The organism is Rhizobium sp. K102 (assembly GCF_022385315.1).
Taxonomy (GTDB): domain Bacteria; phylum Pseudomonadota; class Alphaproteobacteria; order Rhizobiales; family Rhizobiaceae; genus Rhizobium; species Rhizobium croatiense.
Window position 1 is genome coordinate 4,388,438 of record NZ_CP092436.1, and the last position, 15,609, is coordinate 4,404,046.

The following is a 15,609-nucleotide window of genomic DNA, read 5'->3' on the forward strand; positions in this document are numbered from 1 at the left end:
CAAGTTTCGGCAGACCCTTGGAAATCCCCGTCCGTATCATTAGACTTGGAGCCCGTCGGGCATGCCTTGCTGGGGAGTGGAGGCAGAAAGGGAGGAGCCGGATCTGTCTTCGAGATATCGTGCGATAGCGGCGCTTTTGGTGGTGCCGATCGTCATTTTCGCCTTCTTCACCTATGGAAGCGCGATTGCGACTCGCGCCTATATGGAGGAGGCCTCGGCGCAGGCGGGAACGGCGCTGCGTCTCGCGGTTTCGGCGCTCAGCGGCCATCTCAACCGCTACGAGGCGCTGCCGGCGCTGATTGCCGATCATGACGACATCAAGGAACTGGTCAGCGCGCCTGACGACATGGCGCTGCGTGATGCTGCCAACCTCTACCTCAAAGAGATCAACGAGCTGTTGAAATCCTCCGACATCTATGTGGTGAAGCCGGACGGGGAGACGATCGCAGCCAGCAATTATGATGGACCGGGAAGCTTCGTCGGGCAGAATTTCAACTATCGGCCCTATTTCCAGGAGGCGATCGAAGGCCGGCAGGCTCGATTTTATGCGCTCGGCACCACCTCGCTGAAACGCGGCTATTATTTCTCCGCGCCGATCAGGGTCGAGGCGGATATTCGTGGCGTCATCGTCTTCAAGGTCGATATCGACATGATCGAATCCTCCTGGAGCGGCGGCGAGTACAAGATTTTCGTCTCCGATCCGGAGGGTATCATCTTCATGTCGGGCAGCCCGGAATGGCTCTACGGGACGATCCTGCCGCTGACGGCCGACCGCATCGCCCGTACGGAAGCCTCGCGGCGTTATGCCAATGCCAGGCTGACAGCGCTGCCGGTGACGCGTCACCGCTTCGAACAGCACGAGCTGATGACGCTGGCAAGCGACCGGGGTGCGAGCGAATATCTGGTGCTGTCGCATTACATGCCGGCCGAGGACTGGACCGTGAACGTACTGATGGAAACGAGCTCCATCCGGGCTCAGGCGCGCACCGCGCTGGTCGCCGTCTTCCTCATCCTCTGCATCGCCGCACTTGCTGTCGCCGTGCTTCGCCAGCGGCGGGCGCGCCTTGCCGAGCGCATGCAGATGCAGGCCGAGGCGCGCGGCGAGCTGGAGCGGCGGGTAGAGGAGCGCACCGCCGATCTTGCCCGCGTCAACAGCCGCATCGAGGAGGAGATCTCGGAGCGGCGGCTGACCGAACAGCAGCTACGTCAGACCCAGGCCGATCTGATCCAGGCCGGCAAGCTTGCCGGGCTCGGACAAATGTCGGCGGCTCTTTCGCATGAGTTCAATCAGCCGCTGGCCGCCGCCAAGACCTATACGGACAGCGCCACGGTGCTGATCGACCGCGGGCGAATGGAGGAGGCGCGCGACAATATAAGGCGCATCGGCGGGCTGATCGACCGGATGGCCTCGATCAGCAGGCACCTGCGCAACTTCGCCCGCAAGCCGAACGAGAAGCTCGGGCCGGTCCCTCTCGACGAAGCGATGCGTGATACGCTGGAAATCGTCGCATGGCGGCTGAAAGCGGCGGACGCCGAGCTTCGGCTCGATCTCGGGACACGGGCGCCGGTCGTGCGCGCCGGTTCGGTGCGTCTGCAGCAGGTGCTGGTGAATGTGATCTCCAATGCCGCCGACGCGGTGGAAGGGCTGGATGACAGGCGCGTCGAGGTTTCGGCTTTCGAGGAGGCCGGCAAGGTGGTACTGACGGTGCGCGACCATGGGCCGGGTGTGCCGGCGGCGATCGCAGAGCGCATCTTCGATCCGTTCTTCACTACGAAGGGCGTCGGCAAGGGGCTCGGGCTGGGACTTTCGATCTCCTACAACATCGTCAAGGATTTCGGCGGCAGCCTGGCCGCCGCCAATCATCCCGAAGGGGGCGCGGTGTTCCGCATCGAGCTGCAGTCGGCGGCAGGGCTGATGCCGGAGGCGGCGGAATGAACGAAGCGAAGATACTGCTGGTCGACGACGAGGAGGAGCTGCGCCGCTCGACGGCGCAGGCGCTGGAGCTCTCCGGCTTCAGCGTCGAGACCTTTTCGAATGGCGATCATGTGCTCGAGCTGATCGGCTACAGCTTTCCCGGCGTCGTCGTCAGCGATATCCGCATGCCCGGTATCGACGGTATGACGCTGATGCAGAAGATCCGCGAGGTCGATCCGGAGGTGCCGGTCATTCTCGTCACCGGCCATGGCGATGTGCAGCTCGCTGTGAAGGCGATGCGGGAGGGCGCCTATGATTTCATCGAGAAGCCGTTCACGGCGGAGATGCTTGCCGGCGTCATTCGCCGGGCGATGGAGCGACGCGGCCTCGTACTCGAAAACCGGCTGCTGAAGGCGGTCGCCGGCAAACGCGACGATATCGAGGCGCGGCTGCCGGGACGCACGCAGGTGATGGTGGACCTGCGCTACCGCATCCGCGCGATCGGGGCGAGCGATGCCGATACGCTTATTGTCGGCGAGACCGGCGCCGGCAAGGAAGTGGTGGCCCGCGCGCTTCACGACATCAGCGCCCGGGCAAGTCGGCCGTTCATTGCGATCAATTGCGCCGCGCTGCCGGCAAACCTCATCGAGAGCGAGCTTTTCGGTCACGAGCCCGGCGCCTTTCCAGGAGCGGTCAGGCCGCGTTACGGAAAATTCGAGCACGGGCGCGGCGGCACCATTCTGCTCGACGAGATCGGCTCCATGCCCTTTGACCTGCAGGCGAAGTTCCTGCGGGTGCTGCAGGAACGGGTGATTTCCAGGCTCGGATCGAATGAGATCGTGCCGCTCGACGTCCGCTTCATCGCGACGAGCAAGGTCGATCTCGAGGCGGAGGTGGCAGCCGGCCGCTTTCGCGCCGATCTGCTCTACCGACTGAACGTCGCGACGCTGCACGTGCCGTCGCTGTCGCAGCGGCGGGCGGACGTTCCGCTGCTTTTCCTGCAGCTGGTGCGGGAGGCCGCCGCCCGCTACGGCCGCGACGAGCTCACCGTGCCGCCGGAGGTGATCTCCGACATTGCTCAGCGCGACTGGCCCGGCAATGTCCGCGAATTGAGGAACGCCGCCGACCGTCTGGTCCTCGGTCTCGACAATGGCGGGCGGCAGGCCGAGGAGGCGACCGGCCTTGCAGAACGCGTCGCCGAATTCGAGCGGGGCGTCATCGCCAGCGCACTGGTCGCGCATGGCGGCAGCCTCCGGCCGGTCTATGAAATCGCTCGGCATTTCCCGCAAGACCCTCTACGAAAAGATGCAGAAATACGGCCTCGACAAGCGGATGCTGATTACCGACGGCTGATCCTGCAGCACGGCGATGGGTGGATTTCCACCCATCGCAACAGCCGTTTGTTTCGGAATCGACCCATGCTGCACCGCACTGTCCCAGAATCCTCTTGTCGAGGCGGTGGCGGTGATTGCGGCTCGATTTTTCCGGGCGGCAAATAGGACATCGTCGGCGCGGAGGATGTGCCGGCGGCTTTGCTTGTTTCATCAGGGAGGAAACGATGAAAATCCTGAAGGCCATGCTCGGCCTGACCGCGGCTGCCGCGGTCGCTCTTCTCGCCGGCGCCGCTTCGGCGCAGACCTATCCCGAGCGCACCATCACCATGGTCGTCCCCTTCGCGGCCGGTGGCCCGACCGATACCGTCGCACGCCTCGTCGCTGAATCCATGTCGAAGGATCTCGGCCAGCAGATCGTCGTGGAGAACGTCGGCGGCGCCGGCGGCACGCTCGGCGCCGGCCGGGTGGCGAACGCCGATCCCGATGGATACACCATTCTCCTGCACCATATCGGCATGGCGACCAGCGCCACGCTCTACCGCAAGCTCGCCTATGACACGCTCGGCGACTTCGACTATGTCGGCCTCGTCACCGAGGTGCCGATGACAATCGTCGCCCGCAAGGACTTCGAGCCGGCCGACCTCAAGGGCTTGATCGACTACGTCAAGGCCAACAAGGACAAGGTGACGGTCGCCAATGCCGGCATCGGCGCCGCTTCGCATCTCTGCGGCATGATGTTCATGAGCGCCATCCAGACCCAGCTGACGACCGTTCCCTACAAGGGCACCGGTCCTGCGATGACCGATCTTCTCGGCGGCCAGGTGGATATCATGTGCGACCAGACGACCAACACGACGAAGCAAATAACGGGCGGCACAATCAAAGCCTATGCCGTGACCTCGCCCAAGCGCCTCGACGTGATGAAGGATGTTCCGACGGCGGTCGAAGCCGGCCTGCCGGGCTTCGAAGTCGGTATCTGGCACGGCATCTATACCCCGAAGGGCACACCGGCCGAGATCAACGAACGGCTGTCGAAGTCGCTGCAGGTCGCGCTGAAGGATCCGAATGTCGGCGCCCGCTTCGCCGAACTGGGCACGACGCCGTCCTCCGATGCCGATGCGACGCCGGCTGCGTTGAAGGCCAAGCTCGAAAGCGAGATCGCCCGCTGGAAGCCGGTGATCGAAGCTGCTGGCGAATATGCCGACTGAGGATTATCCTCGTCCGGACATGCTGCGCGAGCTCCTCACCCTAACCCTCTCCCCGCTTGCGGGGAGAGGGGACATGCCATGCGAGACGTGGCGGGAACGGAGAGGTTGCGGTGTGTTCCCTTCTCCCGTTTACGGGGAGAAGGTGCCGGCAGGCGGATGAGGGGCTAGCTCCTTTGTGACGCATCACGTGAACCATCTCCAACTCCAGGAGACACCATGAAATCCATCAGTTTCGATACCACCAATGCGATCTGCGGCGCGCTTTTCGTCGCCACCGGCGCCTTCTTCGCATTCCAGTCGTTTTCGCTCGACCTCGGCACGGCATTGCGCATGGGGCCGGGTTATTTTCCGCTGGTGCTGGCCTGCGTGCTCGTGCTGCTCGGCGCGATCATCTTCATTCAGGCGCTGCGTGTCGAAGGTGAGCCGGTCGACGTCTTCGCCTGGCGCGGCATGTTGTTCATCCTGCCGGCTCCAGTCTTCTTCGGGCTCACCGTGCGCGGGCTCGGATTTGCGCCGGCGCTGTTCTTCACCGCCTTCATCGCCTGCTTCGCGTCGCGCAAGATGAACGTGGTGTCTGCGATCATTCTGTCGCTGCTGCTGACGATCTTTTCGGTCGCCGTCTTCAGTTATGGGCTCGGGCTGCCGTTCGAGCGTTTCGGCCCCTGGGTCCGGTTCTAGGAGGCGACGGTGGATCTCTTCAGCAATCTCGCACTTGGCTTTGCCACCGCGGCAACCCTCGACAATCTTCTCTTCTGCCTGATCGGCGTGCTGCTCGGCACGCTGATCGGCGTACTGCCCGGCATCGGCGCCACGGCGACGATCGCCATGCTTCTGCCGATCACCTTTCAGCTCGAGCCGGTCTCTTCGCTCATCATGCTCGCCGGCATCTATTACGGCGCGCAATATGGCGGCTCGACGACGGCAATCCTCATCAATATGCCGGGCGAATCCTCTTCCGCCGTCACCGCAATCGACGGCTACCAGATGGCCCGCAAGGGCAGGGCGGGGGCGGCGTTGGCGATCGCCGCGCTCGGCTCATTCTTCGCCGGTACGGTCTCGACCTTTCTCGTTGCGATCTTCGCACCGCCGCTGACCGACATCGCGCTGCAATTCGGTGCGGCGGAATATTTCTCGCTGATGATCGTCGGCCTCGTCTCCTCGATCGCTCTGGCGCACGGCTCGGTCGTCAAGGCGCTGGCGATGGTCGCGCTCGGGCTGCTGCTCGGCCTCGTCGGAACCGATATCTATACCGGCACGCCGCGCTTCACGCTCGGCATCCGCGAATATGCCGACGGGCTGAACTTCGTGGCGCTTGCCGTCGGCGTCTTCGGCGTGGCGGAAATCCTGCGCAATCTCGAAGGCGAATCGACCCGCACAGTGCTGGTGGCAAAGGTTTCGGGTCTCTTGCCCTCGCGCCAGGAATTCAAGGAGATGATCGCGCCGGTCATTCGCGGCACGGCGATCGGCTCGGCGCTCGGCATCCTGCCGGGTGGCGGGGCGATCCTTGCCTCCTTCGCCTCCTATACGGTGGAAAAACGCCTGTCGAAGACGCCGCAGGAATTCGGCAAGGGCGCGGTCGCCGGTGTGGCGGGTCCGGAATCGGCCAACAATGCCGGGGCGCAGACTTCGTTCATTCCTCTGCTGACGCTCGGCATTCCGGCCAATCCCGTCATGGCGCTGATGATCGGCGCGATGATCATCCAGGGCATCGTGCCGGGACCGAATGTCGCCACCGAGCAGCCGGCGCTATTCTGGGGTATCATTGCTTCGATGTGGATCGGCAATCTGATGCTCGTGATTCTCAACCTGCCTCTGATCGGGCTCTGGGTGAAGCTATTAACCGTGCCCTATTATGTGCTCTTCCCCGTCATCATGGCCTTCTGCTCGATCGGGGTCTACAGCGTCAATACGAACGTTTATGACCTCTATGCCGTCGCCTTCTTCGGCTTCATCGGCTATGTGCTGGCAAAGCTTCGCTGCGAACCGGCGCCGCTCCTGCTCGGTTTTGTGCTTGGGCCGCTTCTGGAAGAGAACCTGAGACGCGCCATGATCCTGTCGCGCGGCGATCCGACCACCTTCGTCACCCGGCCGATCAGCGCCACGCTTCTGGCGATCGCGGTCGCCGTTCTGATCGTCGTCTTCCTGCCGAGCGTCAAGAAGAAGCGCGAGGAAGTGTTCGTCGAGGAGGCCTGAGGGGTTGAACTTGCGATCCGTTTGATAAACAAGAAATGATCTGACGCGGGCGCCGGCTGGGCGCCCGTTCGCTTGACAGGATATCCAGGCCATGAGCATCCCCGCCCGGATCAAGGACGATCTGCCGTTCCTCACCGCCCTGCGACGTGACCTGCATGCCCATCCCGAGCTCGGCTTCGAGGAGGAGCGCACTGCCGGCATCGTCGCGAGGCTGCTGGAGGACGCCGGTATTGCCGTGCATCGCGGCCTTGGCGGCACCGGCGTGGTCGGCACATTGCAGGTCGGCAACGGCACCCGCCGCATCGGGCTCAGGGCTGACATGGATGCGCTCGCCATGCCCGAGGCGGCAGAGCGGCCTTATAAGTCGACGGTGCCTGGCAGGATGCATGCCTGCGGTCATGACGGCCATACAGCGATGCTTCTCGGCGCCGCACGGCATCTTGCGGCGACGCGGGGTTTTTCCGGCACGGTGCATTTCATCTTCCAGCCGGCCGAAGAGGGGCGCGGCGGCGCCAAGCGCATGGTGGACGAAGGGCTCTTCAGGCTTTTCCCTTGCGATGCCGTCTATGGGCTGCACAATATGCCTGGGCTTGCGGTCGACGAGATCGCGGTGGTCGAGGGGCCGCAGCTTGCCTCTTCCGACAGCTGGCGCATCACCTTTCGCGGAATCGGCACGCACGGCGCCAAGCCGCATCTCGGCCGCGATCCGATCACGGCGGCCGGCATCTTCCTGTCATCGCTGCAGACGATCGTCGGACGCGTCGTCGATCCGCTGCAGCCGGCCGTCGTCAGCGCCTGCTTCCTGCATGCGGGTGATCCCAAGGCGCTGAACGTCATTCCCGACGTGGTCGAGATTGGCGGAACGGCCCGCGCCTATTCGCCTGAGGTGCGCGACCAGCTGGCGACAGAGATCGGCCGGCTGGCCAGCGGAACGGCTGCCATGTACGGCATTTCAGCCGACTATCGTTTCGAGCGGCGCATTCCGCCTGTCGTCAATGACGTGGACGCGACCGCCCGGGCGCTTGCTGCTGCCAGCACGGTGTTTAGTGAAAAAGTGCGAACAAGCTTTCCGCCGTCGACGGCGGGCGATGACTTCGCCTTTTTCGCGCAGAAGGCGCCGGGCTGTTACGCCTGGCTCGGCAACGGGCCGGCGGTGGACGGAGCGCTGCATCACAACACGGCTTATGATTTCAATGATGAGGCGCTCGGGTATGGCGCGGCTTATTGGGTGTCATTGGTGGAGCGGGAGTTGAAGGGTTAGCGCAGTGTTCGCGGCCCCTCATCCGCCCTAACGGGCACCTTCTCCCCGAGGGGAGAAGAGACTTGCGGCAACGTCTCAATTCCCTCTTCTCCCCAGCGGGGAGAAGGTGCCCGTTAGGGCGGATGAGGGCTATCGGGCACGCCGATCATTGTCTGGTTTATGTGCCGGCCCTACAAAACCTCCAGCACCGGACTTTCCATCACTCTCCCCGTCACGACATCGGCAATTCCCCGATCGGTCTGGTGCGGGCCGGCATTGCAGGCCAGCGTTGCGCCGAAGCAGGCCTTGAAGACGCGGTAGGGCGGTTTCCAGTCGACGATCTTGTCCATGGCCTTGCGGATGTCGGCGAAGGCCGAAGCAGTGTCCTTCAGCGAGGCGCCGGTCACCAGGCCGGAGAGCGGCAGCGGCAGGATCGCTTGGACCTTGCCGCCTCTGGCGACCGCCATGCCGCCGCCGGCTGATATGACGGCGTTGGCGGCGAGCGCCATGTCGCGGGCGTTGCCGCCGAAGACGGTGAGGTTGTGGCTGTCATGCGAGACGGTGGTGCAGAAGGCGCCGTGCCATTCGCCCCAGCCGGTGAGGAAACCGATGCGCGGGACGCCGTCGGCCTTGCCGTGGCGGTGGGCGACGGCGATCATGGCGCTGCCGGCCGGCGGCACGACGAAGCCGTCCCGGACCTCCGTTTCGGCCTGGCCCCATTGGGTGAAGCGCGGGCGGTCGATGGTGGCGACGCGGACGCGTGCGCCTTCGGATGGAATGAGGAGGTCATTTTCGACGAGTGGCGGGAGCTTCACCGAATTTTCAAGCGGTGCCGTATCAAGCCGCTGGACGGCTGCCTCCATGCTGCCGTTGCGGGCGACGATGCGGCCACCTGAGATGACCAGGCGCGCCCGGAATTCCGTGAGATCGTCGAAAAGCACGAGATCGGCGCGGCGGCCGGCGGCAACAAGGCCGAGATCGGAGCGCTTCAGCCGCTGTGCCGCATTGAAGGTCGCGGCACGGATCGCCCATTCCGGCTTCATGCCGTAACGCACCAGCCGGCGGGCGACGTCGTCGAGGCCGCCGCTCTCATAGAGTTCATCGGGGAAAACGTCGTCGGTGCAGAGGGTGACGGTGGGCGGCAGGTGGCCGAGACCGTTCAGCACGTCGACGAACTCTTGCAGCAGATGGTCGTGCGAGCCGCGCAGTTCGATCGTCAGGCCGGCGGCAAGCTTGGTGGCGAGATCGGCGCCGGAGGTGAGTTCGTGGTCGGAGGTGACGCCAGCCGCCATGAAGGCGCTGAGATCGGCGCCCTCGAGACCGCGGGCATGGCCGCAGACGAGCTTGCCGGAGACAAGGCCGGCATTGACGATGGCGCTCATACGGGGATCGCCGTCGATGACGCCGCGCATGTTCATGACTTCGGCAACGCCGCCGACGGCCGGCGAGCGCAGCATCTCAGCGATGACGGCGGCATCAAAATCGGCGCCGGCGAGTTCCAGGCCGAGTGCCGACGGCACGCAGGAGGGGGCAAGCAGGATCATGCGCAGCGGTAGCGCGCGTGCGGCCTCGATCGCCCAGCGCACACCGTCGAGGCCATGGACATTGCCGAATTCATGCGGATCCCAGACGACCGTGGTGACGCCGCGCGGCAGCACGGCGCTCGCATATTCGGCGGGAGTCACCATCGAGCTTTCGACATGCATGTGCGTGTCGATCAGGCCGGGCGTCACGATGCTGCCTGTCGCATCAACAATATCGACGGCATCCCTGCGGCTTGCCGGGGCATGGACGCTGGCGATCAGCGCGCCGACGAGGCCGATATCGGCGTCCCGGATCAGGCCGGTCACCGCATCGAGCAACCGGCCGCCGGTGATCAGCACATCGAAGGGGGCATCGCCGCGCGCAGCCGCAACGGCGCGGGCACGCAAAGCGGGATCGTTAAGATCGGCGGGTTCCTGGCGAGGGGTGGCGTTCATTTGCGGGCCTCGTTGACCAGGGCGGCGAGAATGATGGCGCGGGCCCCATCGGCATCGATGTCGGCGGCGAATTGGGCGTTGAAGGTCGCATGTGTAGCTCGTGTCTCGACGACTGTGCGGCCACGGGTGAGGGCCCCCTGAAGTTCGACGTCGATTCGCGCGGGGCGGAAGCTGACGATGTCAGGGGCGATGAAGGCGACGGCGGCGGATGGATCGTAGATCGCCATTCCCGGACGGCCGCGACTGGTGCCGATGCCGATATAACCGGAAAACATATCGGCGATCAGTTCGGCATTGGCGCCGCCGGCATGGCGCACCGGCTCGGTATCCTCCGGCCTTGCCAGCACTTTGCGGCAGACGTCGAGATCGACCATGCGCAACGGCAGGCCATGGGCGATGACGATCGCAAGCGCCTCGGGATCGGCAAGCGCGTTGAATTCGGCAGACGCTGTGTGGTTACCTGACGTGACGCCGCCGCCCATCCAGACGAGGTCGTCGATGCGGGTGGCGAGATCGGGGCGGGCGAGCGCCACCGCAGCGATATTGGTGAGCGGCCCGAGCGCCAGGATGCGGTGCTGGCCCTGGCTTTCCAGCCAGCGGCAGAGCGCGGCGAAGGCATCGCTTTCGGCAACGGCAGGCGTCTCGGGCAGGCCCTTGCCTGATGTCGGGATGCCGGTTTGTCCGAGAATCGCCTGAGCGGTTTCGAGCGTGCCGAGAACCGGCGCGGCGCGGCCGGTATGAATGGGGAATGTCCAGCCGAAGGCACTGGTGGCGCCGGAGGCATTCATTCTGACTTGCGGCAGCGGCGCATTGCCGAAGACCAGCGATACGCCGTCGATCTCATATTCCGACTGTCCCACCACTAAAATCGCGGCGATGTCGTCGAAGCCCATGTCCGTGTCGATCCAGACGCCCATGATTTCACCCGAACCGTTTGAGGTTGGCCGCGCCGGCGACCGGCAGGTCGAAGGCGAGCGCACTGCCGATCTCGTGCGGCGGCAGGCCCGCATCGATTTCGGCCTTGATGGACCCGAGTGGTGTATCGAGGAGGTATTCGCGGGTGTTGCCGGCGAAAGACGTGCCGCGCACGGTGCCGTGAAATTGACCGGAGCCGAGGATCACCGCGCGCGGACGCCAGGCGAGACCGGCCGCAGCTTCCGGCGCCGGACCGGAAAGTGAGACCGGGCCGTTCGGCGTCGCAAGCTTTCCATCCCTTAGCGCGAAGACATTCTCGAAGCCGACGAAATCGGCGACGAAGGCGGAGGCGGGATTGTTGTAGATCTCTTCCGGCGTGCCGATCTGCTCGATGCCGCCGTTCAGCATGACGACGATGCGGTCGGCGAGCGCCAGGGCCTCCACCTGGTCGTGGGTGACGAAGATCATCGTGACGCCGGTCTCCTTCTGCACGCGCTGCAATTCGGCGCGCATTTCCAGGCGAAGCCGGGCGTCGAGATTGGAAAGCGGCTCGTCAAGCAACAACACTTTCGGCTCCATTACCATCGAGCGGGCGAGCGCCACGCGCTGCTGCTGGCCCCCGGAGAGTTCGGCGGGCTTGCGGCCGGCGAAGTCGGTCAGGCCGACGGATTTCAGGCCGGCGCCGACGCGGGCATCGAGATTGGCGCCCGAGATGCCCTTGAGACGCAGGCCGAAGGCGACGTTCTCATACGGTCAGATGCGGAAACAGCGCGTAAGATTGGAAGACGAGGCCGACGGCGCGCTTGTTGGCGGAGACGCGGGTGATATCGGCGCCGTCGAGACCGATGCGGCCGGAAGCGGGCGTCAGCAGGCCGGCAATCGCACGCATCGTCGTGGTCTTGCCGCAGCCGGAAGGGCCAAGGAGTGCGACGAGTTCGCCCTTGCCGATCGCAAGATCGAGTTCCCTCACCGCGACCGTATCGCCATAGGCGAGCGTCAGCTTGTTGAGTTGAAGATAAGCATCAGACATAACGCGAAAATCCCAGGAAGCGTTTGGCGAGGAAGACGATGCCGATCGAGAGGAAGGCGAGAAGGGCGGAGAGTGCCGCGATGGACGGGTCGTAAGTGATTTCCATGTAACCCAGCATGTCGATCGGGAGTGTGCGCACACCGGGACCGGAGAGGAAGAGCGAGACCGGCACCTGATTGAAGCTGGTGACGAAGCCGAGGATGAAGGCGGCCAGAATGCCGCCGCGGATATTCGGCATCACCACGCGGAAGAAGGCGCCGAGCCTGGAGGAACCAAGCAGGACGGCCGCTTCCTCGATATCCGAACGCAGATTGTCGAGGCTCGCGGAGACGACACGCACCGCGTAGGGCAGCACCAGCGCCGCGTGAGCGAAGAAGAGGGCGAGCGTGATGTTGAAGCCAAAGGGAACGACGAGATAACGCAGCAATGCCAGGCCGACGATAATGCCGGGAACGATGATGGGCAGCGAAACGACTGTGCGGACGGTTTCTGCCGCCGGCAGCCGGTAGCGCGATAGGGCGTAGGCGGCCGGGATGCCGAGGACAAGGGCCGCAAGCGTTCCGAAGACGGCGAGGAACATCGACATGGCAAAGCTGTCGCGGAAGCTTTCAATGGTGAAGACCTTGGTCACCCAGCGCAGCGACAGACCCTGCGGCGGAAAGGCCAGCGTATCGCCTGCCGAGAGCGAGGCGGCGATGATGATCAGGAACGGGCCGATCAGGAAGACCAGCAGCAGGAAAAGCACGATAGGCGAAAACAGGCGCAGGGTCATCGGCGGTTCCTCGCCGTCGCGAGGCGTTTCAGCAGGATATTGGCGGCAAAGCTCATGACGATCAGGATGAAGGCGATGACGCTTGCCGAGACGAAATCATTGGCGACGGAAACCTGCTGGTACATCAGCGTTTCGAGCATCAGCACCTTGGAACCGCCAAGCACGGCGGGGGTGATATAAGCCGTCAATGAGCCGGTGAAGACGAGCGTACCGCCGATGACGAGCCCTTCACGCGTCAGCGGCAGGACGACCTTCCAGAAGACCTGAAACCAGTTGGCGCCAAGCACGCGGGCGGCCGGAATTGCATCCTTCGGAATGTTTTCGAGCGCACTGATTAAGGAAAGTATCATCAGCGGCACGAAGAGCTGCAGCAGACCGATGAAGACGGCGGTTTCGGTGAACAGCAGGCGCAGCGGCTCGGCACTGAAACCGAGGCCTGTGATCGCCTGGTTGACGATGCCGGTGCGGCCGAGAATGACGATCCAGGCATAGGTGCGCGCCACCGGCGAGATCATCAGCGGCAGGGTGACGAGGCCGATCATCCGCCCTTTGCCCTTCGCCGGCAGGTTGACGATGGCGAAGGCCGCTGCATAGCCGATGACGGCCGAGACGGCGGTGACTTCGAGGCCAAGCCGGAAGGAGCGCAGGAAAACGGTCCGGTTCAGCGTCCCGGAAAAGAAATCGGCATAGGCCGACAACGTCCAGCCACCACCGGCGCGGAAGCCCTCCGACAGCAGGATTGCGACGGGCAGCAGAAAGACCAGGGTTGCAAAGACGGCTGCCGGCAGGGCAAGCGCCAGGGCTTCTGCACGGTTCTGGAACATGAGGCGCCTTTCCGGGAGAGGAGGGCGGTCCCGGCAGACGCCGGGACCGGTTTCAGAAGCGGCTTATTGACCGACCTTGTCGTTCCAGGTCTTCAGCCAGCCGGCGCGGTTGTCGAGGGCGATGGCGGACGGAATGAGCTTAAGGCTCTTGGCCGTTTGTTCGCCATAGGTGAGGTTGTTGGCCGCCGCTTCGGAAAGCTTGACCTCGCTGTTGGCAGGACTGTCGATCAGCTTCTCGGCGAGTTTGGTCTGGGTTTCGGTCGAGAGCCAGAAATCCATGAACTGCAGGGCGAGATCCTGGTTCTTCGAACCCTTGGTCAGCACCAGCACGTTCATGCCGCCGGTCTGGCCCTCTTTCGGGGTTGCCCAGGCAACGGGTACGTCGAGCTTGGTGAAACCAGCCCAGGAGAACCGGCCGATGGGAGCCGCCCAAATTTCCTCCTGCTGCATCAGCTGCACCAGCTGGGAGGATTTTTCGTAAAAGGTGACGATGTCGTCCTTCTTCTCGCCCAGCGCCTCGATCGGTCCCTTCAGATCGGGCGTATCCTTGCCGAGCGCCAGGCCCAGCATGTAGAGCGCCGGCGGGCCCTGATTGGTGGTGACATTGGGGAAGGCGACATGACCGACATATTCCGGCTTCAGGAGATCGGCCCAGGAGTCGATCTTCATCTTGTCGGAGCGGTAGGCGATTGAGGTGGCGTAGAAGGTATAGCCGACACTCATGCCGTCGCCGTTCGGATCCTTGGCGATGTCGTACAGCTTGGCGAAATTGGAAAGTTTTGCAGTATCGACCTTTTCGATCAGGCCAGCGCGCGCGGCGGCCATCGCATCGGCCATCGAAACCGCGGCGAGATCGACGACAGGACTGGCCTTGTTGGCTTCCATCTTGGCCAGGCGCTCGACGCTGTTACCGGTCTCGACCACCAGCTTGCAGCCGCATTGGGCTTCGAAGGGTTCGTAGACCAGCGCCTTGAAATCGTCCTGGGCGAAGGCATAGACGGAAATGGTCAGCGTCCGTTCGGCGGCAGCCGCACTCAACGGCGATAGCGCCGCAATCGCCGCTGAAGCAATGAGAGCTTTTTTCATCTTATCTGTTCTCCATCTCTGAGGTTTTTAGTGCCGGGTTCACAAGGCCCGGATGATTGGCGGACGATCAATTGCATGGCGACACGTTCGATCTCCGCGGTAACGAGCATGCCCTCCCGGGCGCGGCTATTGCTTATCGTATCGGCTAGGGCGGACACGGCAATCCCGGCAATCCTGTCCATGTCCATCCTGACCGTCGTCAGGGACGGCGTGACAACAGGCGACCAGATAAGGTCGTCGAAGCCGGTGACGCTGACATCGGTGGGAACGTTGATGCCGGCCTGCTGCAGCTCCGTCAACGCGCGCAGCGCCTGCAGATCGGAGAGGGCCGCGAAAGCGGTGAAACCCTGTCTCACCCTTTCGGCGAGGCCGAGCGGACAGCCGCTGCCGCTATCCCGCTCCAGCTTGTCGATCCACAGGGTTTCAGCTTGCATGCCCGGGCGCAGACCGGCGCGAATGCCGCCGGCGCGGTCGTTCTGGACGCTGGATTCCTGGTTATTGCCGATGATGAGGATGCGCTGGTGGCCGAGATCGGCGAGATGGACGGCGATTTCACGCCCGCCCTGCCAATGATCGGCGGAAACGGTGTTGCCCGGCGTCGAAGGCGTGTCGATGACGGCGACTGGACAGGCGGCAGACGAAATGCGGGTGGCGCGGCGGGGAATGATGACCATGCCATCGACGCCACGTTCGACCAGGCGGTTGATCGCCTCGGCCTGGGTGGCGGCATCGCCACGGGAATCCGCGATCAGTACGCCATAACCTGCGGCTGAGGCTGCAAATTCGATCGCCTGCGCGATCTTCGGGAACAGCGGATTGGCGATATCGGGCAGCACCAGGCCGATAACACCGCTGCGGCCGGTCCGCAGCGCGCGGCCGGCCTGGCTCGGGACATAACCGAGCTCGGCGGCATGCTCGCGAATTCTTTCGACCAATTGGCCGGAGACCCGGCCTTTGCCGGAAAGCGCATTGGAGACCGTGGCAATGGAGACGCCGAGCGAGGTCGCTATCCTGCTGAGGTTCGGTCCCGGGCGCGATGAAGCCATGATTCAGGCTGCCTGATTAATCGTTTAATCAGTCCTATATCAGCCGCGGCCGCTTGTCGAATCCAAA

The 15,609-nt window shown here is 63.9% G+C and carries 10 protein-coding genes and 3 pseudogenes; 6 read left to right on the plus strand and 7 right to left on the minus strand.

What is annotated here, in order from left to right; all coding sequences use genetic code 11:
• Positions 1 to 61: 61 nt before the first annotated feature.
• The 6 genes and pseudogenes from MHI61_RS27440 to MHI61_RS27465 all read left to right on the plus strand — a co-directional run bounded on the left by MHI61_RS27440 (position 62) and on the right by MHI61_RS27465 (position 7,911).
• Positions 62 to 1,936, plus strand: a complete 1,875-nt coding sequence (locus MHI61_RS27440) for a sensor histidine kinase (RefSeq protein WP_239791296.1) — start codon at positions 62 to 64, stop codon at positions 1,934 to 1,936.
• Positions 1,933 to 3,268, plus strand: a pseudogene (locus MHI61_RS27445) (sigma-54 dependent transcriptional regulator). Before MHI61_RS27440 ends, MHI61_RS27445 begins: the two are co-directional and overlap by 4 nt.
• 205 nt (positions 3,269 to 3,473) lie before the next feature.
• The gene (locus MHI61_RS27450) at positions 3,474 to 4,457 is read left to right on the plus strand and encodes a tripartite tricarboxylate transporter substrate-binding protein (protein WP_239791297.1); all 984 of its coding nucleotides are present in this window, start codon (positions 3,474 to 3,476) and stop codon (positions 4,455 to 4,457) included.
• Between the two features lie 216 nt (positions 4,458 to 4,673).
• On the plus strand, positions 4,674 to 5,135 hold the full coding sequence (locus MHI61_RS27455) for a tripartite tricarboxylate transporter TctB family protein (protein WP_097583829.1): 462 nt from the start codon (positions 4,674 to 4,676) through the stop codon (positions 5,133 to 5,135).
• A 9-nt stretch (positions 5,136 to 5,144) separates the two neighbouring features.
• Positions 5,145 to 6,650: a tripartite tricarboxylate transporter permease gene (locus MHI61_RS27460; RefSeq protein WP_064683382.1), complete on the plus strand. Its 1,506-nt coding sequence runs from the start codon at positions 5,145 to 5,147 to the stop codon at positions 6,648 to 6,650.
• A gap of 91 nt (positions 6,651 to 6,741) precedes the next feature.
• Positions 6,742 to 7,911, plus strand: coding sequence for a M20 aminoacylase family protein (locus MHI61_RS27465; protein WP_239791298.1), 1,170 nt, complete (start codon positions 6,742 to 6,744; stop codon positions 7,909 to 7,911).
• A gap of 170 nt (positions 7,912 to 8,081) precedes the next feature.
• Here MHI61_RS27465 and MHI61_RS27470 read toward each other — a convergent pair whose 3' ends face one another.
• The 7 genes and pseudogenes from MHI61_RS27470 to MHI61_RS27500 form a co-directional block, all read right to left on the minus strand.
• The gene (locus MHI61_RS27470; RefSeq protein WP_239791299.1) at positions 8,082 to 9,869 is read right to left on the minus strand and encodes an adenine deaminase C-terminal domain-containing protein; all 1,788 of its coding nucleotides are present in this window, start codon (positions 9,867 to 9,869) and stop codon (positions 8,082 to 8,084) included.
• Positions 9,866 to 10,786 carry a nucleoside hydrolase gene (locus MHI61_RS27475; protein WP_239791300.1) on the minus strand — a complete coding sequence of 307 codons (921 nt, stop codon included), beginning with the start codon at positions 10,784 to 10,786 and terminating at the stop codon, positions 9,866 to 9,868. The genes MHI61_RS27470 and MHI61_RS27475 overlap by 4 nt, the downstream gene beginning before the upstream one ends.
• A gap of 4 nt (positions 10,787 to 10,790) precedes the next feature.
• Positions 10,791 to 11,814: pseudogene (locus MHI61_RS27480) on the minus strand (ABC transporter ATP-binding protein).
• Positions 11,807 to 12,586, minus strand: coding sequence for an ABC transporter permease (locus tag MHI61_RS27485; protein WP_239791301.1), 780 nt, complete (start codon positions 12,584 to 12,586; stop codon positions 11,807 to 11,809). The pseudogene MHI61_RS27480 and the gene MHI61_RS27485 overlap by 8 nt, the downstream one beginning before the upstream one ends.
• On the minus strand, positions 12,583 to 13,410 hold the full coding sequence (locus MHI61_RS27490; RefSeq protein ID WP_239791302.1) for an ABC transporter permease: 828 nt from the start codon (positions 13,408 to 13,410) through the stop codon (positions 12,583 to 12,585). The genes MHI61_RS27485 and MHI61_RS27490 overlap by 4 nt, the downstream gene beginning before the upstream one ends.
• Before the next feature lie 63 nt (positions 13,411 to 13,473).
• Complete coding sequence (locus tag MHI61_RS27495) at positions 13,474 to 14,496, minus strand: ABC transporter substrate-binding protein (protein WP_239791303.1); 1,023 nt, start codon at positions 14,494 to 14,496, stop codon at positions 13,474 to 13,476.
• A 1-nt stretch (position 14,497) separates the two neighbouring features.
• Positions 14,498 to 15,542 (minus strand): annotated as a pseudogene (locus tag MHI61_RS27500) (LacI family DNA-binding transcriptional regulator).
• Positions 15,543 to 15,609: the final 67 nt, after the last annotated feature.

Coding starts and splice junctions, on each gene's coding strand:
- MHI61_RS27455 (WP_097583829.1), top strand. CDS start 4,674: ATGAAATCCATCAGTTTCGATACCACCAATGCGATCTGCGGCGCGCTT.
- MHI61_RS27450 (WP_239791297.1), top strand. CDS start 3,474: ATGAAAATCCTGAAGGCCATGCTCGGCCTGACCGCGGCTGCCGCGGTC.
- MHI61_RS27485 (WP_239791301.1), bottom strand. CDS start 12,586: ATGACCCTGCGCCTGTTTTCGCCTATCGTGCTTTTCCTGCTGCTGGTC.
- MHI61_RS27465 (WP_239791298.1), top strand. CDS start 6,742: ATGAGCATCCCCGCCCGGATCAAGGACGATCTGCCGTTCCTCACCGCC.
- MHI61_RS27490 (WP_239791302.1), bottom strand. CDS start 13,410: ATGTTCCAGAACCGTGCAGAAGCCCTGGCGCTTGCCCTGCCGGCAGCC.
- MHI61_RS27475 (WP_239791300.1), bottom strand. CDS start 10,786: ATGGGCGTCTGGATCGACACGGACATGGGCTTCGACGACATCGCCGCG.
- MHI61_RS27470 (WP_239791299.1), bottom strand. CDS start 9,869: ATGAACGCCACCCCTCGCCAGGAACCCGCCGATCTTAACGATCCCGCT.
- MHI61_RS27440 (WP_239791296.1), top strand. CDS start 62: ATGCCTTGCTGGGGAGTGGAGGCAGAAAGGGAGGAGCCGGATCTGTCT.
- MHI61_RS27495 (WP_239791303.1), bottom strand. CDS start 14,496: ATGAAAAAAGCTCTCATTGCTTCAGCGGCGATTGCGGCGCTATCGCCG.